A 23,649-nucleotide genomic window follows, 5' to 3' on the forward strand; every position below is an offset into this window, starting at 1 on the left:
CTAACAGTGCGGGAGAAGAAGTGAGTACAGGGGAGCCGCTGGTCGTCGGCGTCGACTTCGGGACGCTGTCCGGCCGGGCCGTCGTGGTCCGCGTCCGCGACGGCGCGGAACTGGGCAGCGCGGTTTCGGAGTACCGGAACGGCGTGATCGACCGGATCCTGCCGCGGACCGGGCACGGTCTGCCGCCGGACTGGGCGCTGCAGGTGCCGTCGGACTACGTCGACGTCCTCCGCACCGCCGTGCCGGAAGCCGTCCGCGCCGCCGGCGCGGACCCCGCCGACGTGATCGGCATCGGCACCGACTTCACCGCTTGCACGATGGTGCCGACCACGGCCGACGGCACGCCGCTGTGCGAACTGCCCGAGTTCGCCGGGAATCCGCACGCCTACGTGAAGCTGTGGCGGCACCATTCCGCGCAGCCGCAGGCGGACCGGATCAACGCGCTGGCACGGAAGCGCGGCGAGTCGTGGCTCCCGCGCTACGGCGGGCTGATCTCCTCGGAATGGGAGTTCGCCAAGGCGCTGGAGATCTTCGAAGAGGCGCCCGAGGTCTACGACCGGATGCGGCATTGGGTCGAACTCGCCGACTGGATCGTCTGGCAGCTCACCGGGACCTATGTGCGCAACGCGTGCACCGCCGGGTACAAGGGCATCCTCCAGGACGGCCGCTACCCGAGCGCCGAGTTCCTGAAGGAGCTCGCACACGGGTTTGGGTCCTTTGTGGACGACAAGCTCGTGCATCCGCTGGGCGCTCTCGGCGCCAAGGCGGGAAGCCTGAGCGCCCAAGCGGCGGAATGGACCGGGCTGCCGGAAGGCATCGCGGTCGCCGTCGGCAACGTCGACGCGCATGTCACCGCGCCCGCCGTCCAGGCGGTGGAGCCGGGGCAGATGGTCGCGATAATGGGCACCTCCACCTGTCACGTGATGAACGGCGCCGAACTGCGCGAGGTGCCGGGGATGTGCGGCGTCGTCGACGGCGGGATCGTTTCCGGGCAGTGGGGTTACGAGGCAGGCCAGAGCGGCGTCGGGGACATCTTCGCTTGGTTCGTCGAACACGGCGTCCCGGCGTCCTATGTGGACGATGCGCGGGAGGCGGGGATCTCCGTCCACGAACTGCTCACGCGGCTCGCCGCGACGCAGGAGATCGGCGAGCACGGACTCGTCGCGCTCGACTGGCACAGCGGGAACCGGTCGGTGCTGGTCGACCACGAGCTTTCCGGCGTCGTCGTCGGGCAGACGCTCGCGACCCGCGCCGAGGACACCTACCGCGCGCTGCTGGAAGCGACCGCCTTCGGCACCAGGACGATCATCGAGACATTCGACCGCGCCGGGGTGCCGGTCACCGAACTGATCGTCGCCGGAGGCCTGGTCAAGAACCCGCTGCTGATGCAGATCTACGCCGACGTCACGAATCTGCCGCTTTCGGTGGCCGGTTCGGCGCAGAGTCCCGCGCTGGGCTCGGCGATCCACGCCGCCGTCGCCGCGGGAGCGCATCCGGACGTGCCGGCCGCGGCGCTCGCGATGGGCTCGGTCCGCCGCGCGGTCCACCGCCCGATCGCCGAGAACGTGAAGGCCTACGACGACCTCTACGCCGAGTACGCCGCGCTGCACGACTACTTCGGCCGCGGGACCAACGACGTCATGCATCGGCTCGCCGCCCGCCGCCGTGCCGCCAGGAAAGGACAGCACCGATGAGCCTCGCCGTGGAGATCACGGACACCTTCGAAGAACTGCGGGACACCGTCGCCCGGTTGCACAGTGAACTGACCCGCTACGAGCTGGTCATCTGGACCGCGGGCAACGTGTCGGCGCGTGTCCCCGGGCACGACCTGATGGTGATCAAACCGTCCGGGGTGTCCTACGGCGACCTGACCGCCGACACGATGGTCGTCACCGACCTGTACGGCGAAGTCGTCCACGGCGACCTGGCGCCGTCTTCGGACACGGCCGCGCACGCCTACGTCTACCGGCACATGCCCGAGGTCGGCGGAGTCGTTCACACGCATTCGACGTACGCCACCGCGTGGGCGGCGCGCGGGGAGCCGATCCCTTGCGTGCTCACGATGATCGCCGACGAGTTCGGCGGGGAGATCCCGGTCGGGCCGTTCGCGCTGATCGGCGACGACTCGATCGGCCGGGGCATCGTCGAGACCCTGCGGTCCAGCCGCTCGCCCGCGGTGCTGATGCGCAACCACGGCCCGTTCACCGTCGGCCGCACCGCAAGGGACGCGGTCAAGGCCGCGGTGATGGTCGAGGACGTCGCGAAGACCGTCCACATCGCTTCCGCGCTGGGAACGCCGGAACCACTGTCCGAACAGGACGTGGACCGGCTCTACGCGCGCTACCAGAACGTCTACGGCCAGCAGGGAGAGAAGTGAGCACACAGCGGAAGACCGAGGTCTGGTTCCTCACCGGGAGCCAGGCGCTGTACGGCGAGGAAACCCTCGAACAGGTCGCGGGCCAGTCGTTGCAGATCCAGCGGATGCTGGCCGACACCGGCCGGATCTCGGCCGGGATCGTCGCGAAGCCGGTGCTGACCGAACCGTCGGCGATCCGGCGCGTGATGCTCGAGGCCAACGCGGACGACGCCTGTGTCGGCGTGATCGCGTGGATGCACACGTTCTCGCCGGCGAAGATGTGGATCACCGGCCTCGACGCGCTGCGGAAACCCTTGCTGCATCTGCACACCCAGCTCAACGAGGCACTGCCGTGGCAGTCCATCGACATGGACTTCATGAACCTGAACCAGGCCGCGCACGGCGATCGCGAGTTCGGTTACATCCAGACCCGCCTCGGCGTGCCGCGCAAGACCATCGCCGGGCACGCGGCGGATCCGTCGGTCGCCGACCGGATCGACGCCTGGATCCGGGCGTCGGTCGGCCGCCAGACGATCGGCTCGCTCAAACTCGCCCGGTTCGGTGACAACATGCGCGATGTCGCGGTCACCGACGGGGACAAGGTCGAGGCGGAGCTGAAGTTCGGCGTCTCGGTGAACACCTACGGCGTCAACGAACTCGTCGCGCTGGTCGACGCGGTGCCCGACGCCGAGGTCGACACGCTCGTCGAGGAGTACGCCGACTCGTACGCGCTCGCTCCGGAGTTGACCAAGGCGGGCGAGCGGCACGAGTCGCTGCGCTACGCGGCCCGGATCGAGCAGGGGCTTCGCACGTTCCTGTCGAACGGCGGTTTCGGCGCGTTCACGACGAACTTCGAGGATCTCGGTGGACTGCGGCAGCTCCCGGGTCTCGCGGTGCAGCGCCTGATGGCCGACGGCTACGGCTTCGGCGGCGAGGGGGACTGGAAGACGTCCGCGCTGCTGACCGCGGTGAAGGCGATGGGCCGCGACTCCGAGCGTGGGACGTCGTTCATGGAGGACTACACCTACCACTTCGGTCCCGGTGAACCGAAGATCCTCGGCGCGCACATGCTCGAGGTCTGCCCGAGCATCGCCGCCGCCAAACCTTCGTGCGAGATCCACCCGCTCGGTATCGGCGGCCGCGAGGACCCCGTCCGGCTGGTGTTCGACGCCGCCGCCGGTGACGCCGTCGTGATCGGCCTCGCCGACCTCGGCGACCGATTCCGCCTGGTGGCCAACGAAGTCGAGGTCGTCGCGCCGGACGAGCCGCTGCCGAATCTGCCGGTGGCGCGCGCGGTCTGGAAGCCGGCGCCGTCGCTGGCGACGTCCGCCGAAGCCTGGATCACCGCGGGCGGGCCGCACCACACGGTGCTCACGCAGGCCGTCGGCGCCGAATCGATCCGGGATTTCGCCACCATGCTCGACGTCGAGCTGCTGGTGATCGACCAGGCGACGACACCCGCTTCGATCGCCGACCGGATGCGCTGGAACCAGGCCTATTACCGGCTCGCACAAGGATTCTGATCGGTCCCCACCGGAGAGAAGGAACAATGAAGTTCACGAAACTGGCCACAGTGGCCGTGGCGGTCGGCCTCGGTGCCGCGCTCACGGCCTGCGGTTCGAGTGAGAAATCCGTCGATCAGCAGGCGGCCGCGACCGGTGCCGCCGGCGGCCTCGTCGGCGTCACCATGCCGACCAAATCGTCGGAGCGCTGGATCCACGACGGCGACAACATCAAGGCGGCGCTGGAAAAGCTGGGCTACCAGGTCGATCTGCAGTACGCCGAGGACGACATCCCCACCCAGGTGAACCAGATCGAGAACCAGATCACCAAGGGCGCGAAGCTGCTCGTGATCGCCTCGATCGACGGCACCGCGATCACCACCCAGCTGCAGGAGGCCGCGGACAAGAAGATCCCGGTCATCGCCTATGACCGGCTGATCCGCAACACCCCGAACGTCGACTACTACGCGACCTTCGACAACTTCAAGGTCGGCGTGCAGCAGGCGACGTCGCTGCTCACCGGGCTCAAGGTGCTCAAGGAGGACGGTTCGCCCGGTGAGGGCAAGGGACCGTTCAACGTCGAGCTCTTCGCCGGTTCGCCGGACGACAACAACGCGACGTTCTTCTTCAACGGTGCCATGTCGGTGCTGAAGCCGTACCTCGACAACGGGACGCTGGTCGTCAAGAGCGGCCAGACCGCGTTCAACGTCGCGGCGATCCTGCGCTGGCAGGCCGCGACCGCGCAGCGGCGGATGGAAGACCTGCTGACCAAGACCTACAGCTCCGGCGACAAGGTGCAGGGCGTGCTCTCGCCGTACGACGGGCTCTCCATCGGCATCCTCTCGGCGCTGAAGAGCAACGGCTACGGCACCCCGGGCCAGCCGTACCCCGTGGTCACCGGCCAGGACGCCGAGGTCGCGTCGGTGAAGTCGATCATCGCCGGTGAGCAGTACTCGACGATCTTCAAGGACACCCGCAAACTCGCCGAGACCACGGTCAAGATGGCCGACGCGGTGCTCAAGGGCGGCAAGGCCGAGACCAACAACACCACCGACTACAACAACGGCCAGAAGGTCGTCCCGGCGTTCCTGCTGGAGTCGGTGATCCTCAACAAGGGGAACTACCAGAAGGAACTCATCGACTCGGGCTACTACAAAGCGGAACAGCTGAGGTAGCGACGTGACCGACGAAATCCTTCGGATGCGGGGGATCACCAAGACCTTCCCCGGCGTCAAGGCGCTGCAGGACGTCAACCTGTCGGTGCGCCGGGGAGAGATCCACGCGATCTGCGGCGAGAACGGCGCGGGCAAGTCCACGCTGATGAAGGTGCTCTCGGGCGTCTACGCGCACGGCTCGTACGACGGCGAGATCGTCTTCGACGGCGAGCCGTGCGCGTTCTCCGCGATCCGCGACAGCGAACGCCGCGGCATCGTGATCATCCACCAGGAACTCGCGCTGTGCCGGCAGCTGTCCATCGCGGAGAACATCTTCCTCGGCAACGAGAAGGCACGCGGCGGGCTGATCGACTGGAACCGGACCAACCAGCAGGCGGGCGAGCTCTTGCGACGCGTCGGCCTGCGGGAGAACCCGGTGACGCCGGTGCTCGACATCGGCGTCGGCAAACAGCAGCTGGTCGAGATCGCCAAGGCACTGTCCAAAGAGGTCAAACTGCTGATTCTGGACGAGCCGACGGCGGCGCTGAACGACGACGATTCGGCGCATCTGCTCGAACTGCTGCGCGGCCTCCGCGAGGACGGCGTCACCTGCGTCCTGATCTCGCACAAGCTCAACGAGATCGCCGCGATCGCCGACTCGATCACCATCCTGCGCGACGGCCGGACGATCGAAACACTGGACGCGGCCGCGGTCACCGAGGACCGGATCATCGCCGGGATGGTCGGCCGGAAACTGGAGAACCGCTTCCCGCCGAGGGAACCGCGGATCGGCGACGAGGTCCTCCGGATCGAGGACTGGACCGTGCACAGTCCGACGCAGCACGGCCGCGTCGTCGTGGACGGCGCGAGCCTGACGTTGCGGCGCGGCGAGATCGTCGGGCTGGCGGGACTGATGGGCGCCGGGCGGACCGAACTCGCGATGAGCGTGTTCGGCCGTTCGTACGGCAAGGATATCTCCGGACGGCTGGTCAAGGACGGTAAGGAGATCGAGGTGCGCACGGTCGGCGACGCCGTCGCCAACGGGATCGCGTACGCCACCGAGGACCGCAAACGCTACGGGCTCAACCTCATCGAGGACATTCAGCGCAACATCTCCGGCGCCGCGCTGGGCAAACTCGCCCGGCGTGGCTGGGTGGACGAGAACGAAGAACACCGGGTCGCCGAAGAATTCCGCAAGAGCATGAACATCAAGGCACCGGACGTGCGCAGCGTGACCGGCACGCTCTCCGGCGGCAACCAGCAGAAGGTCGTGCTGTCCAAATGGATCCTCACCGATCCGGACGTGCTGATCCTCGACGAGCCCACCCGCGGCATCGACGTCGGCGCGAAGTACGAGATCTACACGATCATCAACCGGCTCGCCGACGAGGGGAAGGCCGTCCTGGTCATCTCGTCCGAGCTGCCGGAGCTACTCGGTCTGTGCGACCGGATCTACACGTTGTCGGCCGGCCGGATCACCGGCGAGGTCGGCCGGGCCGAGGCCACCCAAGAGGTCCTCATGCGGGCGATGACCAGGGAACAGGAGTAAGACATGAGCACCGCCTCCGCTGACACCGCCACCGGTGTCCCGGAACAGCAGGGAGCCGCGCCGGCCAGGGCACCGCGCCGGATCTCGTTCAACCCGCGCGAGAGCGGCATCTACGTCGCGTTCGCGCTGATCGTCGTGTTGTTCTCGATCCTCACCGGCGGCGCGCTGCTGGAACCGCAGAACATCTCGAACCTGATCGTGCAGAACTCGTACGTGCTGATCCTCGCGATCGGCATGATCCTGATCATCATCGCCGGGCACATCGACCTGTCGGTCGGTTCCGTGGTGGCGCTGACCGGCGCGATCTCGGCCGTGCTGATGGTGAACATGGGCATGGCGTGGCCGCTCGCGCTGCTCATCACCCTGGCGGTCGGCGCGGTGATCGGGGCGTGGCAAGGGTATTGGGTCGCCTACTTCGGCATCCCGGCGTTCATCGTGACGCTGGCCGGGATGCTGATCTTCCGCGCCCTCACCCTGACCGTGCTCGGGAACCAGGGGATCGGGCCGTTCCCGGACGAGGTGCGGACGCTGGCGAACGGGTTCACCGGCGGCTATCTCGGCAACATCGGGCTCGGTCCGCTCGGCGGCGCCGACGTGGTCAGCCTGCTGGTGGGCGTCCTGGCCATCGGCGGCGCGGTCGTCTCGCGATGGCGCAAGCGCACGGCCCGGCTGAACTACCTGCAAGAGGTGGATCCGCTGCCGATGTTCCTGCTGAAGATCGCCGCGGCGGCCGCCGTCGTGCTGTTCGTGGTGGTGCAGCTGGCGCGGTACAAGAACCTGCCGTGGGTGCTGATCCTGCTGTCGGTGCTGGTGATCGGGTACTCGCTGGTCACGACGCGGGCCGTGTTCGGCCGCCACATCTACGCCATCGGCGGGAACCTCCAGGCCGCGACCCTGTCCGGCGTGAAGGTCAAGGCCGTGACGTTCTGGATCTTCGTCAACATGGGCGTGCTCTCCGCGCTCGCCGGGATCATCGTGGCCGGACGGCTCAACCAGGCCGGTCCGACCGCGGGCAACATGTTCGAACTCGACGCGATCGCCGCCGCGTTCATCGGCGGCGCCGCGGTGCAGGGCGGCGTCGGCAAGGTGGTCGGCGCGATCACCGGCGGCCTGATCATGGGCGTGATCAACAACGGCATGTCCCTCATCGGCGCGCCGACCGAGAGCGTGAACCTGGTCAAGGGATTCGTGCTGCTCGCCGCCGTCGCCTACGACATCTGGACCAAACGGCGGGCCCGTACCGCCGCCTGATCTCTCCCGGTTTCCTCGCAACGTCGCGAAAGGAAGTGTTGTGCGCAGCAGGTCAACCCGGATCAGTGTGCTGTCCCTGACCATCGCCGCCGGTGTCCTCGTGCCCGTTCAGACCGCTTCGGGCCAAACACCGACGACCGACTACAGCCTCGCCGTGGAAGCGGCGGGACGTGGTGCCACGATCGACCGTTCGATGTACGGCGTCTTCTTCGAGGACATCAACCGCGCGGCGGACGGCGGGCTGTACGCCGAACTCGTGCAGAACCGCTCCTTCGAGTACGACAAGGCCGACAACGCGTCGTATACGCCGTTGACGTCGTGGGCACCCACGGCGATCGACGGGGGAACCGGCACGGCGACGGTGGCCGACGACGACCGGCGGCTCAACGAACGGAACCGCCGTTATCTCGAGCTCGACCTCGCCCGCGGCGAGTACGGCGTCGCGAATTCCGGCTACAACTCGGGGATCCGGGTCGAGTCGGGCAAGCAGTACGACTTCTCGGTGTTCGCCCGGACCGACCGGGCGGCGGGGACGCCGCTCACGGTGGCCGTCACCGATCCGGCCGGCAAGGCGCTCGCCGATCCGCTGCGGGTCCAGGTCCGCGGCGACGGCTGGGTGCGCTACACCGGCACCGTCCGGGCACGGGAGTCGAGTGCGCTGGGCAGGCTCGCGCTGACCGCGTCCGGCGGCGGGACGCTGCGGCTGGACATGGTGTCGCTGTTCCCGCGCGACACGTACAAGAACCGCCCCAACGGCATGCGGGCCGACCTCGCGGAGAAGATCGCCGCGCTGAAGCCCGGTTTCGTACGCTTCCCCGGCGGCTGCCTCGTCAACACCGGCAGCCACCAGGGCTACGAGGCGCCGAACTGGGAACGGAAGCGTTCGTACCAGTGGAAGGACACCATCGGCCCGGTCGAACAGCGGGCCACGAACGCGAACTTCTGGGGTTACAACCAGTCCTACGGCATCGGCTACTACGAATACTTCCAGTTCTCCGAGGACATCGGCGCGATGCCGCTGCCGGTGGTGCCGGCGCTGGTCACCGGCTGCGGGCAGAACAAGGCGACCGATGACCCGGCGTTGCTGCGGCGGCACATCCAGGACACCCTCGACCTGATCGAGTTCGCCAACGGCCCGGTCACCTCGGCCTGGGGTAAGAAACGGGCCGAGATGGGGCATCCGGCGCCGTTCAACCTGACGCATGTCGGCGTCGGCAACGAGGAGAACCTGCCCGACGAGTACTTCGCCCGCTTCACCGAGTTCCGGAAGGCGATCACGGCGAAATACCCGGGGATCACGGTGATCGGCAACTCGGGACCGGACGACACCGGCACGACGTTCGACCGGCTGTGGGACCTGAACCGGAACGCGAAGGTCTCGATGGTCGACGAGCATTACTACAACAGTCCGCAGTGGTTCCTCCAGAACAACCAGCGCTACGACACCTACGACCGCAACGGCCCCAAGGTCTTCCTCGGCGAGTACGCGTCCTTGGACAACAAGTTCGGCAACGCCTTGGCCGAAGCCGCGTACATGACCGGGCTGGAGCGGAACGCCGACGTCGTCAAGCTCGCGTCGTACGCGCCGTTGCTGGCGAACACCGACTACGTGCAGTGGAAACCGGACATGATCTGGTTCGACAACCAGCGCTCGTGGGGTTCGGCCAGTTACGAGACGCAGAAGCTGTTCATGACCAACGTCGGCGACCACGTGGTTCCGAGCAAGGCCTCCGCCACGCCGGCGACCGTCGCGCCGATCTCGGGTGCGATCGGGCTGTCGACCTGGGCCACGAGCGCGGCCTACGACGACGTCAAGATCACGTCGGCCGACGGTGCGCAGCTGTTCTCGGACGACTTCTCCGGCGACGACTCACGCTGGTCGAAGGTGGCCGGACGGGGATCGTGGGCAGTGTCGAACGGGGCCTACGTCCAGTCCGACCAGGCCGCGGAGAACACCCTCGTGACCGCGGGCGATCCGTCCTGGAGCAACTACGACTTCTCCGTGAAGGCGACCAAGACGGGTGGCAAAGAAGGCTTCCTGGTCGCGTTCGGGGTCAAGGACACCGGCAACAACTACTGGTGGAACCTCGGCGGCTGGAACAACACCGTGTCCGCCGTCGAGAAGACCGAAGGCGGCGGCAAGCAGACTCTGCTCCAGAACGACACCAAGATCGAGACCGGCAGGCAGTACGACCTGCGGGTCGAGGTCCGCGGCCGTCAGGTGACGCTGTTCCTCGACGGGCAGAAGTGGGGCTCGTTCACCGACGACAAGGTCGCCGAACCGTTCCGCCAGGTCGTCACCCGCGACGTCAAGACCGGCGAACTCGTGGTCAAGGTCGTCAACGCCCAGACCTCGGCCGCCCGCACCCGGGTCGATCTCGGCACCCGCGTCCAGCCGGGTTCGACCGCCCGCGTGACGACGTTGCAAGGCTCACCGGACGACGTCAACACCGCTTTCGCCACGCCGATCGCGCCGCGCGAGTCGCGGTTCTCCGGCGTGTCGACCAGCTTCGCCTACACCTTCCCACCGAACTCCGTGACGTTCCTGCGGTTCCCGGCCCGAGTGAGGGGATGACCATGACGATCGACCGTCGTGACCTGTTCAGAGCGGGCGGCGGCTTGCTGGCCGCCACCGCCGTCGGCAGTCTGGCGCCGGGTACGGCCCAGGCCGCCGAGGCCGATCCCGCGTCGTTGACCACCCGGAATCCGCTGGTCGAACAGCGGGCCGACCCGTTCATCACCCGGCCGGTGAACGGGATGTACTACCTGACCGGTTCGGTGCCGGAGTACGACCGCATCGTCGTGCGCGGCGCCGCCACGATCGACGGCCTGGCAACCGCCAGGGAGACGACGATCTGGCGACGGCCGTCGTCCGGGAAGATGGGCGGCCACATCTGGGCGCCGGAACTGCACCGGATCGACGGGCGCTGGTACGTCTACTTCGCCGCGGGCGACTCGGACGACGTGTTCCGCATCCGGACGTACGTGCTGGAGTCCACTTCGGACGATCCTCGAGCGGGCACGTGGGTGCTACGGGGGCAGATGGTGACCAAATGGGACACCTTCACGCTCGACTCGACGACGTTCGAGCATCGCGGCAAACGGTACTTCGCCTGGGCGCAGAGCGAACCCGGGATCGCGACCAACAGCAACGTGTACCTCGCCGAGATGGCCTCGCCGCTGGCGATCAAGGGTGATCCCGTCCGGCTCGCGGTGCCCACGCTGCCGTGGGAGATCCAGGGATTCAAGGTCAACGAGGGGCCGGCGGTGCTCATCCGCAACGGCCGGGTGTTCATGACCTACTCGGCGAGCGCCACCGACGCCCGCTACTGCATGGGGCTGCTCACCGCCGACGAACGTTCGGACCTGCTCGACCCGCGGTCCTGGACGAAGTCGCCGCAGCCGGTGTTCACCACGAACGAGGCGACCCGGCAGTACGGCCCGGGGCACAACTCGTTCACCGTCGCCGAGGACGGGTCCGACGTGCTCGTCTACCACGCCCGCGACTACCGCGACATCACCGGCGACCCGCTGTACGACCCGAACCGGCACACGAGAGTCCAGCGGCTGTACTGGAACGATGACGGGACGCCGAGTTTCGGCGTCCCGGTCGGCAAAGGCGGGCCTTGTGTCCGACTGTCCCCTTTGGACGATCCGGTGTTGTACGTTCGGCACTACGAGTACCGGCTGACGGCGGATGGCAACGTCCGTGAGCTCGCCGACTCGCAGTTCCGGATCGTCGCGGGGTTCCGCGGAGCGGGAACCGTCGCACTGCAATCGGTGAACTTCCCGGACCGCTACGTCCGGGTGGTCGACGCCTCGACCGTGCGGATCGATCCGTACGACGAGAGCGACGCCTACGGCCGGGCGGCGAGTTTCACCCAGGTGCCGGGCCTTGCCGACCGGCTGGCGGTGTCGTTCCGCCTGCCGGGTGAATCCGCCACCTATTTGGCCCACGACAAGGGAAGGATCTTGGTCTTCCGTCCCGGTACCGCGGTGCGGGATCGTCAACGGGTCAGCTTCCGGCTCAGCTGAACTCCCTGGGAGGTTGAACGCAGTGCTGCGAACACGCCCCATCGTCCTGGTCCTGGCGATGCTCGCCGGGACCCTGGTCGCGGCCGGCTCATCGGCCGCGGCCGGCGGAGCACCCGCCGACGTCCAGTCCTACCTCGACGATCCACGGAAGGTCGCCGAAGGCCAGGAGCCACCGCACGCCTACCTGCGTCCCTATGCGGACGTCTCCGCCGCGGCTCGCCGCGATGAACGCAGTCCCTACACACAGTCGCTCGACGGCAAGTGGCGGATCGCGATGGCGGACAACCCGTCGCAGGTCCCGGCGGGATTCCATGAGGACGGTTACGACGCGTCGCGCTGGCGCGAGGTGTCCGTCCCGCACACGTGGCAGACGGACGGTCTGGACCACCCGATCTTCCGCAACATCGCCACCGAGATCCAGCCCGACGACCCGCCGCGCGTCCCGCGTGACGTCAACCCGACCGGCGCCTACGTCCGCGACTTCACCCTGCCCGCGGACTGGACGGAACGCGAGACGTTCCTGCGCTTCGAGGGGGTCACGTCGGCGTACTTCGTCTGGGTGAACGGGCGGTACATCGGCTACGACCAGGGCGGCTACACACCGGCGGAGTTCGACATCTCCTCCGCGCTCCGTCCGGGACCGAACCGGATCGCCGTGCAGGTGCACCGCTGGAGCGCGGGCGCCTACCTGGAGGACGTCGACCAGTGGCGGTACTCGGGCATCTTCCGCTCGGTGACCCTGCATTCGGCGCCGGGGACGTTCATCCAGGACGTGGGACTGACGACCGACCTCGACGCGACCTACACCGACGCCACCCTCAAGGCCGCGGTCGAGGTCGCCACCAAACCCGGCGGGACCACGGGCAAGCACCGGGCCGGGCTGAGCCTGCGCGACGCCGCGGGCAAGGAGGTCGGCACCACGAGCGGGGAGGTCGACGCCGGTGGCAAGACCACGCTGAACCTGCCCGTCCGTAACCCCGCGAAGTGGACCGACGAGACGCCGAACCTGTACACGGCCGTCCTCACGTTGACCGCGCCCGACGGCCGCGTCACGCACATCACGAGCGAGACGGTCGGGTTCCGCGAGATCGAGATCCGCGACAAGCAGTTGCTGGTCAACGGGAAACGGGTGCTGTTCAAGGGCGTCAACCGGGCGGAGAGCGATCCGGATCACGGCAGGCACGTGCCCCGGCGCGCGCAGGAACGCGACGTCGCGCTGATGAAGCAGCTCAACGTCAACGCGGTCCGCACGTCGCACTACCCGTCGGATCCCTATTTCTACGAGCTGGCCGACCGGCACGGGCTCTGGATCGACGACGAGATCGACATCGAGACCCACAACCACGAGAACTGCGCTCAGTACTGCCAGGCGAACGACCCGGCCTGGCGGGACGCGTTCTTCGACCGCATGATCGGCATGGTCGAACGGGACAAGAACCATCCGAGCGTCTTCCTGTGGGACACGGGCAACGAGGCGGGCCTCGGCGCGCATCACTTCGCGCTGGCGGAATGGCTGGACGCGAACGAGCCGACCCGGCCGATCTACCACCAGTCGAACAACCCGGACGGCGACGCACCGTTCGCCGATGTGTGGGGGCCGCGCTATCCGTCCCCGGAGAAGTTCGCCGAGCAGGCGAAGAACACCACCAAACCGCTGATCTTCGGCGAGTACGCCCACGCGATGGGCAACAGCCTCGGGAACTTCCGGGAGTTCTGGGACACGATCCGGGCGAACCCGCAGACCCAGGGCGGGTTCATCTGGGACTGGGCGGAACAGAACATCCGGCAGCGGATCCGGACCACGCCCGATTCGTCGGGCAACGACATCTCGGCGCATCTCAGCGGCAAACCGGATCTGGTCGACGGCCATCGCGGCAAGGCGCTGGCGCTGTCCGGACTGGACGACTTCGTCGAGGTCTACCGCGACCGGAAACTCGACATCACCGGAAAGGCGCTTACGCTGGACGCCTGGGTGAAACCGGGGAAATGGACCGGCGACTTCCGCATCCTCGGCAAGGGCGACCACCAGTACGCGCTCAAGATGAAGACGCAGGACACGCTGGAGTTCTTCATCCACAGTGGAACGTGGCAGGCGGTGCAGGCCAAGGTGCCCGCCGACTTCTACGGCAACTGGCACCGGGTGAGCGGCACCTACGACGGCACGGCCCTGCGGCTCTATCTCGACGGCAAGGAGGTCGGCAGCAAACCGTTCACCGGCGCGATCGACCAGTCTTCGGCGGAGGTCGACGTCGGCCGCGACTTCGAGACGTCGTGGAACGACCCGTCGAACATCGGCTGGATGGGTCGCGGCGCCGTCGACGACGTCCGCATCTACGACAAGCCGCTGTCCGCCGCGGAGCTGTCCGGTGCCGCTCCGGCGGGCGGTGCGGTGCTGGCTTTGGATTTCGACAGCGTCACGGACCAGGGCAGTCACTTGTCCTATGGTTCCAGTCTGTCCGGTGTGGACGGCCTGATCGACTCGGATCGTTCGGCACAGCCGGAGACCGCGCAGATGGCGTGGGCACACCAGCCGCTCCGGTTCGCCTACTCGGGTGGTTCGTTGTCGGTGACCAACGAGCGGCAGTTCAAGGGCACCGACGAGCTGAACCTGCGCTGGCGGATCCAGGAAGGCTCACGGATCGTCGCCCGCGGCGAGCAGCCGTTGCGGGTCGGCGCGGGGGCGACCGGGCGGGTCGCCGTTCCGGTGCCGCCGAATCCCGCGGACCGCGAGCGGTTCCTTACTGTCGAGGCGGTGACGACCCAGGCCGAGCCCATGCTCGCGCGGGGACATGTACTGGCGCACGACCAGTTCTCCCTGGGCGGGAAACGGATCCCCGGTCTGGACCGGAGTCCGCTCGACGGGAAGGCCGTCGGAGTCGTCGAGGACGCGGGTTCGGTGACGGCGTCGGCGGCCGGGGTCACGTACCGGGTGGACAAGACCACCGGCGCGCTGGCGTCCATCCGGCACCAGGGCAAGGAACTGCTGACCGCCGGGCCGGAACTCGACGCGTGGCGGGCACCCATCAGCAACGAGACCTTCGCCTGGGGCAGGGCCGAGGGCGAGGACTGGCGCAAGGCAGGCCTGGACCGGCTGAACACGACGGTCACGGGAGTGCGGGTCGAGAAGGACGGCTCGCGAAGCGTGCGGGTGATCGTCGACAGCCGGGTCGCGGCGCCGGACGTCGCCGGGGCGTGGTTCGACCAGACGATGACCTACACCGTCGACCGGACCGGAACCCTGAGCCTCGGCAACCGGGTGGTGCCGCAGGGGAGCGTGCGCACCCTGCCGTATCTGCCCCGGATCGGCGTCTCACTGGCCGTACCGGATCGATATGACCGGTTCGCCTGGTATGGGCGAAAAGCCGAGAGTTACGTCGACCGCCGGGACGGGACGCCGATCGGCGTGCAGTCGAGCACGGTGGACCAGCAGTACGTCGGGTACCACCGGCCGCAGGACCACGGCAACCACACCGACAGCCGATGGGCGCTGCTCACCGACGGTCGGACCGGTGGCCTGCTGGTCGGGGGAGCGAACGACGTCAGCGTGACACCGTTCGACGACCTCGACCGGGCGGCGTACCCGTTCCAGTTGCAGCGCAACAAGGGCTGGTTCACGCTGCACGCGAGCCACGCGGTGACCGGCGTCGGGGACACGCCCAACCCGGTGCGGGAACGCAGTCAGGTCCAGCCGGACAGCACGTACGAGTACACGCTGTCGCTTCGGCCGTTGACCCAGCAGGAAGCGCGGGCGGGGCTGCCGACCGGGGGCTGACCTTCGGACGTCGCGAAAGCCACTGTCACCTCATCGGGTGTAGTGGCTTTCGTGGCACCGTCGGCGGCGGGCTCATCCCGCTAGGGGAACAACTTGTAATTGAGGACGATATAGCCGGAATCGCCGTCGATCTTGACATCGTTCACGCCGAGCCATCCGGCCGTTCCCTTGGAAGTCCGCAGGCAATGTTGACCACCGGCGAATAGCACCTCGGGTCCGGGAACTTTTCCCTTTCCCTCGGAAACGATCTTCGGGCACTGCGCCTTGGCTTCCTGTTCTGTTCCGTAGTAGTAGAACAGGCCTGATCGATTGGAAGCCAAATAGTTTCCGTCGAAGTGGAGGTCTACGTCGCCATTGGGCCCCGAGGTGGACACCGGGGTGACGCGGGGCTCGTCGAGGTCGGCCCCCATGTCCGCGTCGAGTTTCACCTGCTCGGGAACGGCTTCGGCGGGCTTGTTCCCTTGTTCCCGCGCGCTGGATACCTCTTGCGGCGATGACGCGGATGGCACCTCGGCGCCTTTCGCCGGCTGCGAACCGGTGTTGATGAGTGCCACGACCACCGTGCCCACGAGGCCCACCACCGCGGTTATGACGGCCGCCAAAATCACTCCACGTCGGCTGACAAGCGCCGCTGTCACTGCCGGTTCCGAGGTTTCTGTATTTCTGCCGCGGTCAGTTTTCGACCGGCCGCTATCGTTTTTCGTCACCTGGTCTCCCCTGTCGAAGATGCCGCCGGAGATTACAGCAAGATCGAGAAGGCATACGGGCGACCGTGTTGCCCGCTGATTCGATCAATGGCAATTCTCCGGCGCGGAGTCATCAAGGCCGACGGCGTGCTCGGTTCACCCACAGGAGTATCGAGAGGTAAGGCAAGCGTCCCGGTCGTGAGTGGTAACGAGCGTTCTAACCGTCATTACCACTCACGACCCCCTCTCAAAAACGCGCAATTAGCCTAAATCGGGCACCCGCGTCCCCGAAAGTGTCCTTGTGGATAGTCAAGGAGGGTCAGGGCTCACTCACGAGTCGCTGCCGCCGTCGAACCCGTGTCCAGCCAGGTCCGAAGGCGTCCATCACCGCATCAGACGCAGCGAAGGGAAACCCTTCGCCCCACCGTCGACCCCGCCTGCGAACACGACACGTTTGCCTTACCTCTCAATACAACCTCGGTATCGGAACACGCACGGTCCGCCGCTGTCCGGGTGATGTCGGGCCGGGGTCGCTCTCTTCGCCCGGGGTAGTCGCTAGTCTTGATCTTCGACTGCGAAGGAGACTGAATTCATGGCGGAATGGGCCGATCTGGTCGCGTTCGTACGGCACGAATATCGGGTGGTGAAGGACGAACCGGACGAAGTTCGCATCCGGTTGTCCTACGGCGACGACGACTACGAGGAGCGTGCCCAGACCGTGGTCATCGCGCGGGAGGTCTTCGATCGCCGCGAGGACTGGGTGCAGATCGCGACACCGTTCGCGCGCGTGGACCAGGTCGACCTCGCGAGCGTGCTGACGGAGATCGGCAACACGATCGTCGTCGGCGGATTGGTGGTCATGGGGGAGCACTTGGTGCTGCGCCATTCCCTGCCGTTGGTGAACCTCGACATCAACGAGTTCACCGACCCGCTCGAACTCGTCGCGGGTTCGGCGGAGCTGCTGGAGCAGCAGTTCACCGGACGCGACGACTACTGAGCCGCGTGACCTCGTCGAACGAGGTCACGCGTTCGCATTCCTCTTCGGTGAGCTTGTTGATCGCTGCCCGGTACGCCTGCGCTTGAGCCGTACCGGTCAGTTGTCCCTGGAGAAGGAGCGGGAGTCCGAGTTCGAAACCGCAGCGGGCACGCACTCCGTAGCGGTGCCGGGTGCGGGCGACGGCGGTGGCGACGCGGAGCCCGTGCTCGGTGCCCGGCGGTGTCGCCGGCCGGTCGGTCTCGATGGCCGCGAACCGGAATCCGTTGGCCTGGTCGCATTTCCCGCAGCCGGTGGGCCCCGCGCCGAGTGCGTGGCCGCAATCGCTGCATGTCAACCTGTCGAGGGCCGCGTCGACCACACGCCATTCGAACGCGGAAGTGTCGGCGACGACCAATTCGGCGAGGTCGTTCTCCGCTTCCGTTCCGGCGGTGACACCGTATTCCTGGAGGAAACGGCGCCAGCGGTCCTCGATGCTCGCTTCGACGGCCACCAAGGCCCCGGCGGGGCCGCCGCCGCGCGGAAGAGCGGTCATGGCAAGACCCTAGACCGCGTTCCTCCTGGCTGTCCCGTGGATAAGGTGTGCGATATGGGTTCCTCGAGATGGGGTGGGCTCGCGGCCCTGCTCGCCGGGTTCTTCGTGCTCCTGCTGGATACGACCATCGTCGCGGTGGCGAGCCCGAACATTCAAGCCGAACTGGGCGGGGACGTCGCCGCGTTGTTCTGGGTGACGGCGGGCTACCTGCTCGCGTTTTCGGTTCCGCTGCTGGTCGCCGGCAGGCTGGGAGATCTCTTCGATCCGAAGCGTGTCTACCTTTTCGGCATGGGAGGCTTCGGCGTCGCCTCGGCGCTGTGCGGGCTCGCGCCGTCGATCGGATGGCTCATCGCGTTCCGGATCCTGCAAGGCCTGGCGGCGGCCGCGATGTCACCGCAACCACTCACGTTGATCCGACGGCTCTTCGCCGAAGACGAGAGAGGGCGCGCTTTCGGCATCTGGGGCTCGGTGGCGGCGGCCGCGACCTTGCTCGGCCCCATTCTGGGCGGGCTGTTGACGGCGAGCCTGGATTGGCGCTGGATCTTCTGGGTGAACGTGCCGCTCTGCGCCATCGCCGTGGTCGTGGGCCTTCGCCTGATTCCGGGAAGCCCCGGGAACACCACGCGTTTCGATCTGCTCGGTGCCGCGTTGAGCACGGCCGGTCTCAGCCTTCTCGTGTGGGCCTTGCTGTCCTGGCGCGCGCTTTCACTGCCCGCGACCGTCCTTGCCGTCGCGTTGCTCATCGGTTTCTGGTTCCGAGAACGCGGGCAAGGCGAGGACGCCCTCGTGCCCTTGCGGCTCTATCGCTCGTCCGGGTACTTGTCCGCGAGCCTCGCGATGGCGTCACTCGGCGCGACGGTCCTCGCGATGGCACTGCCCACCATGCTCTACATCCAAGAGATGCGCGGTTTCGGTCCGATGGAAGCCGCGATGGTCCTGGCACCGGACGCCGTCGTCGCGATCCTGTTGTCGCCACCGGCCGGTCGCTGGGTCGACCGGGTGGGCGGGCGGCGGCCGGCGATACTCGGCATGAGCCTGCTGGCGGTGAGTTTGCTGCTCATCGGGCTGGTGGTGGTGTTGAGCCTGAATCCCTGGTGGATCTCGGTCGGCGCCGCGCTTCTGGGTGCTGCCAACGCTCTGGCGTGGTCACCGCTGTCCGCCATCGCGATGGCGTCGGCCGGACCCGATGCCGCGGGCGGCGTCTCGGGACTGTTCAACACGGTTCGTCAGGTGGGCGCGGTGGCCGGGGTGGCGGTGACGGGCGCCATCCTGGCGGGGCTTGAAGCGCGGCCCGTGTTGGCTTTTGGTGTCGTGTTCGGGTTTGTGGGTCTTGTTGCTGCTGGTGGTGTTGCTGCCGCGCTTCGGCTTCCGGAGCGCTCGCGGGTCGTTGCGGCTTGATTCTTTGCAATTAGTCGGCTAATTGCTTCTTTGGGTGGTCGCATTTGGGGTGGAGAGGTTCGGCTCGCCCTGGCCGGACGAGGCCGATGTTCAGCCCGATTACGCGGGCGTTCGATCGTTCCTGACATCATCACCCTTCAGTGTTGCAGGTTCGAATTCATCGTCGCTTAAAATTACGAACGCTTGTTCGATTGTTTTGCGGTATTCTTGAGGGGTGTCCGAGACCTTTCTTTCCGAGTTGCCGCGAGAACTGTGGCGTGCTGGCAAGCTGGAGCTTGCTCATGGCGTGCAGCAGTCCTTGCAGGTGATTCGGATGGCCACCGCCGGACTGGGGCAGTTCTTGGCGGAGATCGAGTCTCGTGGCGTCAAAGACTTGTACGGCTATGGCCGCACGGCCAACTGGTTCGCTGATGTAGCGGGATTGTCGGTCGGTGAGGCGGGTGCGGTGGTGAATCGGGCCATCGCTCTGAATCCCACGCGTGCTCTGGATGGCACGGAGGTTCCGCCTGCCGCACCGGCTACGGCCGCGGTCGCCGCTGAGGGGCTGGTCGGGGATGAGCGGATCGACCAGATCCTGGAGATCTTGAAGAAGCTTCCCGTCGACACCTCTGTTGAGGATCGGGCGAGTGCGGAGAAGATCCTCGCCGACCTCGCCCGCGACGCCGGTCCCCGACAGTTGGTGGATGCCGAGGCGAATCTGTTGGCGTGGCTGGATCCGGACGGGAATGAGGCGAAGGATCCCGAACCCAAGGAACCGCGCCGCGAGATCACCCTGGAGCGCCGCAAGGACGGTTACTGGAAGCTCACCGGCTTGCTCGACGATGAGACGGGTGCCCGCACTGCGGCGGCTTTGGAGGCGCACGCGGCGCCGCGGCCGGTGGACGAATTCGGTCAAGCCGATCTGCGGATGAAATGCGAGCGCATGGGTGATGCGTGGGTCGATATCCTGGACTTGGCGATCGCCTGCCCGGACCAGCCGGGCACCAGTGGCTATCGCACTCTGCTGCATGTCACGATCGGGCTCGACGAGTTGAAGTCCGGTCTCGGGACTGCCTGCTTGGATTTCGTCGGGACGATGACAGCTCGCGAGGCCCGGCTGGCGGCCTGCGACTGTCTGATGCTCCCGGTCGTGATGAGCGCCGCCGGGGAACCTCTCGATGTGGGACGGTTGAGACGGTTCGTCACTCCCGGCCAGCGACGTGCGTTGAACATCCGGGACGGTGGCTGTGCGTTCCCCGGATGCCATCGGCGGCCCAAGAATTGCCACGCACACCATATTCATCACTGGGCAGACGGAGGCCCTACGGACCTCCGGAATCTCGTGCTGCTCTGCGGTTTCCATCACCGGCTGATCCACCACGGTGACTGGGAAGTCCGGATGGCCGCCGATGGGTTACCGGAGTTCATCCCGCCCCAATACCGAGATCCGCTCCGAAAACCCCGCCGCAACACCCTCCACCACGTCTGATCCGAGGAGCCCGCCCGCCAGCCACACCGGCGACGGGCCCCTCGCCATGCCCAGCGAAAGTACGTGAAGGACCCCTTCCTTGCGCCTAAGTACAGGAAGGGGTCCTTCATGTACTCGGGAGCGCGTGAAGGCCCCCTTTCCTCGGCTGAGCCGAGGAAAGGACCCCTTCACGCGTTGCCGGCGCCACTGGGACTTCCCGCATCGTGAGGGGAACTTCGAGGGACCCTGGGTCCCTCAAGGGGTCCTTCACGGAACGACGATCCCGCCTGCAACCGCAAGTAGGCACCTAAATGCGAAGACCCTAAGCCTGATGCCGCCGCGCGAGCGCCTCCGAACCTTGAGCGAGCAGTGACACATCGGCGCCGACCAGCACAAAAGAAGCGCCGGCATCAAGGTAACGCTGAGCCTGCGCGGGATCGAACGCGTTGACCCCCACCGGTTTCCCCTGAGCACGGACGGCCTCGAAGGTGCTCAGCACGGCTGCTGTGACGTCGGGGTGCGTCTGCTTCCCGAGCAAGCCCATCGAGGCGGCAAGATCGGACGGGCCGACGAACACCCTCTCGACGCCGTCGGCAGCGGCGATCTCGGCGGCTGCCGCGCCACCTGCCGTCGACTCGATCTGGACGAACAGGGACGTGAACTCCTCGGCCTTCGCGAGGTAGTCCTCGACCCGGTTCCAGCGCGCCGACCGCGACAAAGCACTGCCGACACCGCGTACGCCACGCGGCGGATAGCGGACGGCCCGCACGACGGCCTCCGCCTCCTCCGCACTGTCGACCATGGGCACCAGCAGGTTCTGCGCGCCCAGGTCGAGCAACTGTTTCAGCGCGACCGCGTCGCCGGACGGGGCGCGCACCATCGGCGTGATGGGATACGCGGCGATCGTCTGCAGCAACGCTTGCACCGTTTCGAGCCCGGCGGGGGAGTGCTCGGTGTCGATGAGCAGCCAGTCGAGCCCGGAGCCCGCGCAGATCTCCGCGACGACCGGGCTTCCCGACGTGACCCACATGCCGATCCGCGGTCGCTCGGTCAGCTGATCCCGGAACGGCGGGTCTAGACGAAGCGGCATGTGATCGCCCCCAGGTCCCGGTAGTCGGCGGTCACGGTGTCGCCGGGGTGTACCCACATCGGCCGCGTGAACGAGCCTGCCAGCACGATGTCGCCCGGATCCAGTTTGTCGCCGTGCTGCGCGAGTTTGTTCGCCAGCCAGGCGACGCCGTTCGCGGGATGGTTCAGCACCGCGGCGGCGACGCCGGATTCCTCGATGGTTTCGTTGCGGTACAACAGCGCCGACACCCACCGCAGGTCGACGGCGTCCACGGCGACCGGGTTGCCGCCGTAGACCATCCCGCCCATGGCGGCGTTGTCGCTGATCGTGTCGACGATGGTCCGTCCCGCCATTTCGATACGCGACGACAGGATCTCCAGCGCGGGCACGACGTACTCGGTCGCGCGCAGCACGTCGAACACCGTGGTGTCCGGTCCGGCGAGGGAATCACGCAGTACGAAGGCCAGCTCGACCTCGATGCGCACGTTCGAGAACCGGCTGTGCTCGATCACGGAACCGTTCTCGAACACCATGTCCGCGAAGATGGCGCCGTAGTCGGGTTCCGTGATCCCGGTGGCGGCCTGCATGACCTTCGATGTGAGCCCGATCTTGCGCCCGACCGGACGGCGCCCCGCCGCGATACCCCGGCGCCGCCATTCGTTCTGCACTGCGTACGAGTCCTCGACGGTCATGTCCGGATAGCGTGCCGTCAGCAGCGGGATCGTCTCCCGGGCCTCCTCCGCGGCCGCCAGTTCGTCGGCGATCGCGGTGATCGTTTCCTGTTCGAGCATGTCCCCGCCTCAGAGCTGGTTGCCGAGTTTGTACTCGCCTTGTTTCCAGGCCGGCAGTTCGCCTTCGTCGTCACCCTTGCGGGTGTAGGAGAAGCCGTCGGCGCCGATGGTGACTTCCAGTTCGGTTTCCTCGGTCCTCGCGGCCACCGGCTGCGGTTTGCCGTCGAGGTCGAGCACGAGGGAGGCATCGGTGTACCAGGACGGGACCACCGGCGTGCCCCACCAGTCGCGTCGCTGGTTGTCGTGCACGTCCCAGGTGACGACCGGGTTGTCGGGATCGCCGGTGTAGTAGTCCTGGGTGTAGATCTCGACGCGGTGCCCGTCCGGGTCGCGCAGGTACAGGTAGAACGCGTTCGAGACGCCGTGTCTGCCGGGGCCGCGTTCGATGTGGTCCGACATCCGCAGTGAGCCGAGTTTGTCGCAAATGGACAGGATGTTGTGCTTCTCGTGCGTGGCGAAGGCGACGTGGTGCATCCGCGGCCCGTCGCCGCCGGTCATCGCGGTGTCGTGCACGGTGGGCTTGCGGCGCATCCAGGCCGCATACGTGACGCCTTGGTCGTCCTGGATGTCTTCGGTGACACGGAAGTTGAGGTCTTCCATGTGCTTGACCGCGAGTGGCACGTCCGGCGTGACCTGGTTGAAGTGGTCGAGCCGGACCAGCGCGCCAGGGACGTGCAGGTCGTAGCGCCAGCTGAGTCTGTCGACGTGCTGGACGTCGTGGAAGAACTCGAGCGGGAAGCCGAGCGGGTCCTGCACCCGCACCGAATCACCGATGCCTTTGGTGAAGCCGTTCTCGTTGCGCTCGACCCGGCAGTCCAGTTCCGTGTAGAACGCGACGGCCTTGTCCAGGTCCTCCGGCGACCGCACCCGGTAGGAGAACGCTGCGACCGCGGCGACCGGACCCTCGCGCAGCACGAGGTTGTGATGGATGAACTCGTCGATCGTGCGGAGGCTGACCGTCGTGTCGTCCTCTTCGGTCACCGTCAGTCCGAGGACGTCGGCGTAGAAGGCGCGCGAACGCGCCAGATCGGTGACGACGAGTTCCATGTACGCGCAGCGCAGGACGTCCGGCGGCGGCGATTTGGGGGTGGGGATCGGCTTCATTGCGTC

The 23,649-nt window shown here is 67.1% G+C and carries 17 protein-coding genes; 12 read left to right on the forward strand and 5 right to left on the reverse strand.

Annotated elements, in window-relative coordinates; all coding sequences use genetic code 11:
- Positions 1-20 precede the first annotated feature (20 nt).
- Genes araB through DMH03_RS30765 form a run of 9 tightly spaced genes read left to right on the forward strand, consistent with a single transcriptional unit; the run spans position 21 to position 15,619 of the window.
- Positions 21-1,694, forward strand: a complete 1,674-nt coding sequence (araB, locus tag DMH03_RS30725; protein WP_125795507.1) for a ribulokinase — start codon at positions 21-23, stop codon at positions 1,692-1,694.
- Complete coding sequence (locus DMH03_RS30730; RefSeq protein WP_125782774.1) at positions 1,691-2,377, forward strand: L-ribulose-5-phosphate 4-epimerase; 687 nt, start codon at positions 1,691-1,693, stop codon at positions 2,375-2,377. Before araB ends, DMH03_RS30730 begins: the two co-directional genes overlap by 4 nt.
- On the forward strand, positions 2,374-3,879 hold the full coding sequence (gene araA, locus DMH03_RS30735; RefSeq protein ID WP_125795508.1) for an L-arabinose isomerase: 1,506 nt from the start codon (positions 2,374-2,376) through the stop codon (positions 3,877-3,879). The genes DMH03_RS30730 and araA overlap by 4 nt, the downstream gene beginning before the upstream one ends.
- 26 nt (positions 3,880-3,905) lie before the next feature.
- The gene (chvE, locus tag DMH03_RS30740) at positions 3,906-5,033 is read left to right on the forward strand and encodes a multiple monosaccharide ABC transporter substrate-binding protein (protein ID WP_125795509.1); all 1,128 of its coding nucleotides are present in this window, start codon (positions 3,906-3,908) and stop codon (positions 5,031-5,033) included.
- A 4-nt stretch (positions 5,034-5,037) separates the two neighbouring features.
- Positions 5,038-6,561: a multiple monosaccharide ABC transporter ATP-binding protein gene (mmsA, locus tag DMH03_RS30745; protein WP_199749090.1), complete on the forward strand. Its 1,524-nt coding sequence runs from the start codon at positions 5,038-5,040 to the stop codon at positions 6,559-6,561.
- 3 nt (positions 6,562-6,564) lie between these two features.
- Positions 6,565-7,812, forward strand: coding sequence for a multiple monosaccharide ABC transporter permease (gene mmsB, locus DMH03_RS30750; RefSeq protein WP_199749091.1), 1,248 nt, complete (start codon positions 6,565-6,567; stop codon positions 7,810-7,812).
- 40 nt (positions 7,813-7,852) lie between these two features.
- Complete coding sequence (locus tag DMH03_RS30755) at positions 7,853-10,387, forward strand: alpha-L-arabinofuranosidase C-terminal domain-containing protein (RefSeq protein ID WP_125795510.1); 2,535 nt, start codon at positions 7,853-7,855, stop codon at positions 10,385-10,387.
- A 2-nt stretch (positions 10,388-10,389) separates the two neighbouring features.
- A complete protein-coding gene (locus tag DMH03_RS30760; protein ID WP_233611729.1) occupies positions 10,390-11,847 on the forward strand; it encodes a family 43 glycosylhydrolase in 1,458 nt (485 codons plus the stop codon).
- 22 nt (positions 11,848-11,869) lie between these two features.
- Positions 11,870-15,619, forward strand: coding sequence for a glycoside hydrolase family 2 TIM barrel-domain containing protein (locus tag DMH03_RS30765; protein WP_125795512.1), 3,750 nt, complete (start codon positions 11,870-11,872; stop codon positions 15,617-15,619).
- Positions 15,620-15,699: 80 nt separating this feature from the next.
- On the opposite strand, the gene DMH03_RS30770 is transcribed toward DMH03_RS30765, so the two are convergent.
- Positions 15,700-16,326 carry a hypothetical protein gene (locus tag DMH03_RS30770; RefSeq protein WP_233611730.1) on the reverse strand — a complete coding sequence of 209 codons (627 nt, stop codon included), beginning with the start codon at positions 16,324-16,326 and terminating at the stop codon, positions 15,700-15,702.
- 571 nt (positions 16,327-16,897) lie between these two features.
- On the opposite strand from DMH03_RS30770, the gene DMH03_RS30775 reads away from it, so the two are divergent.
- Positions 16,898-17,302: a hypothetical protein gene (locus DMH03_RS30775; RefSeq protein ID WP_125795513.1), complete on the forward strand. Its 405-nt coding sequence runs from the start codon at positions 16,898-16,900 to the stop codon at positions 17,300-17,302.
- Here DMH03_RS30775 and DMH03_RS30780 read toward each other — a convergent pair.
- Positions 17,280-17,834: a hypothetical protein gene (locus DMH03_RS30780; RefSeq protein ID WP_125795514.1), complete on the reverse strand. Its 555-nt coding sequence runs from the start codon at positions 17,832-17,834 to the stop codon at positions 17,280-17,282. The genes DMH03_RS30775 and DMH03_RS30780 overlap by 23 nt on opposite strands.
- Positions 17,835-17,888: 54 nt before the next feature.
- Here DMH03_RS30780 and DMH03_RS30785 point away from each other — a divergent pair, with 54 nt between their 5' ends.
- Positions 17,889-19,232, forward strand: a complete 1,344-nt coding sequence (locus DMH03_RS30785; RefSeq protein WP_125795515.1) for an MFS transporter — start codon at positions 17,889-17,891, stop codon at positions 19,230-19,232.
- A gap of 214 nt (positions 19,233-19,446) precedes the next feature.
- Entirely contained in the window at positions 19,447-20,700 is a 1,254-nt protein-coding gene (locus tag DMH03_RS30790) for an HNH endonuclease signature motif containing protein (protein WP_125795516.1), read from the forward strand.
- A 301-nt stretch (positions 20,701-21,001) separates the two neighbouring features.
- Here the strand turns inward: DMH03_RS30790 and DMH03_RS30795 are convergent, their stop codons facing one another.
- From DMH03_RS30795 to hpaD, 3 genes are read right to left on the reverse strand one after another with little or no spacing between them, the layout of a single operon-like run.
- The gene (locus DMH03_RS30795) at positions 21,002-21,769 is read right to left on the reverse strand and encodes an HpcH/HpaI aldolase/citrate lyase family protein (RefSeq protein WP_125795517.1); all 768 of its coding nucleotides are present in this window, start codon (positions 21,767-21,769) and stop codon (positions 21,002-21,004) included.
- Positions 21,754-22,539 (reverse strand): 2-oxo-hept-4-ene-1,7-dioate hydratase, encoded by a 786-nt coding sequence (gene hpaH, locus DMH03_RS30800; RefSeq protein ID WP_125695198.1) that lies wholly within the window; start codon positions 22,537-22,539, stop codon positions 21,754-21,756. Before hpaH ends, DMH03_RS30795 begins: the two co-directional genes overlap by 16 nt.
- A 9-nt stretch (positions 22,540-22,548) precedes the next feature.
- Positions 22,549-23,643, reverse strand: a complete 1,095-nt coding sequence (gene hpaD, locus DMH03_RS30805; protein ID WP_125795518.1) for a 3,4-dihydroxyphenylacetate 2,3-dioxygenase — start codon at positions 23,641-23,643, stop codon at positions 22,549-22,551.
- Positions 23,644-23,649: the final 6 nt, after the last annotated feature.

The organism is Amycolatopsis sp. WAC 01376 (assembly GCF_003947415.1).
Lineage (GTDB): Bacteria > Actinomycetota > Actinomycetes > Mycobacteriales > Pseudonocardiaceae > Amycolatopsis.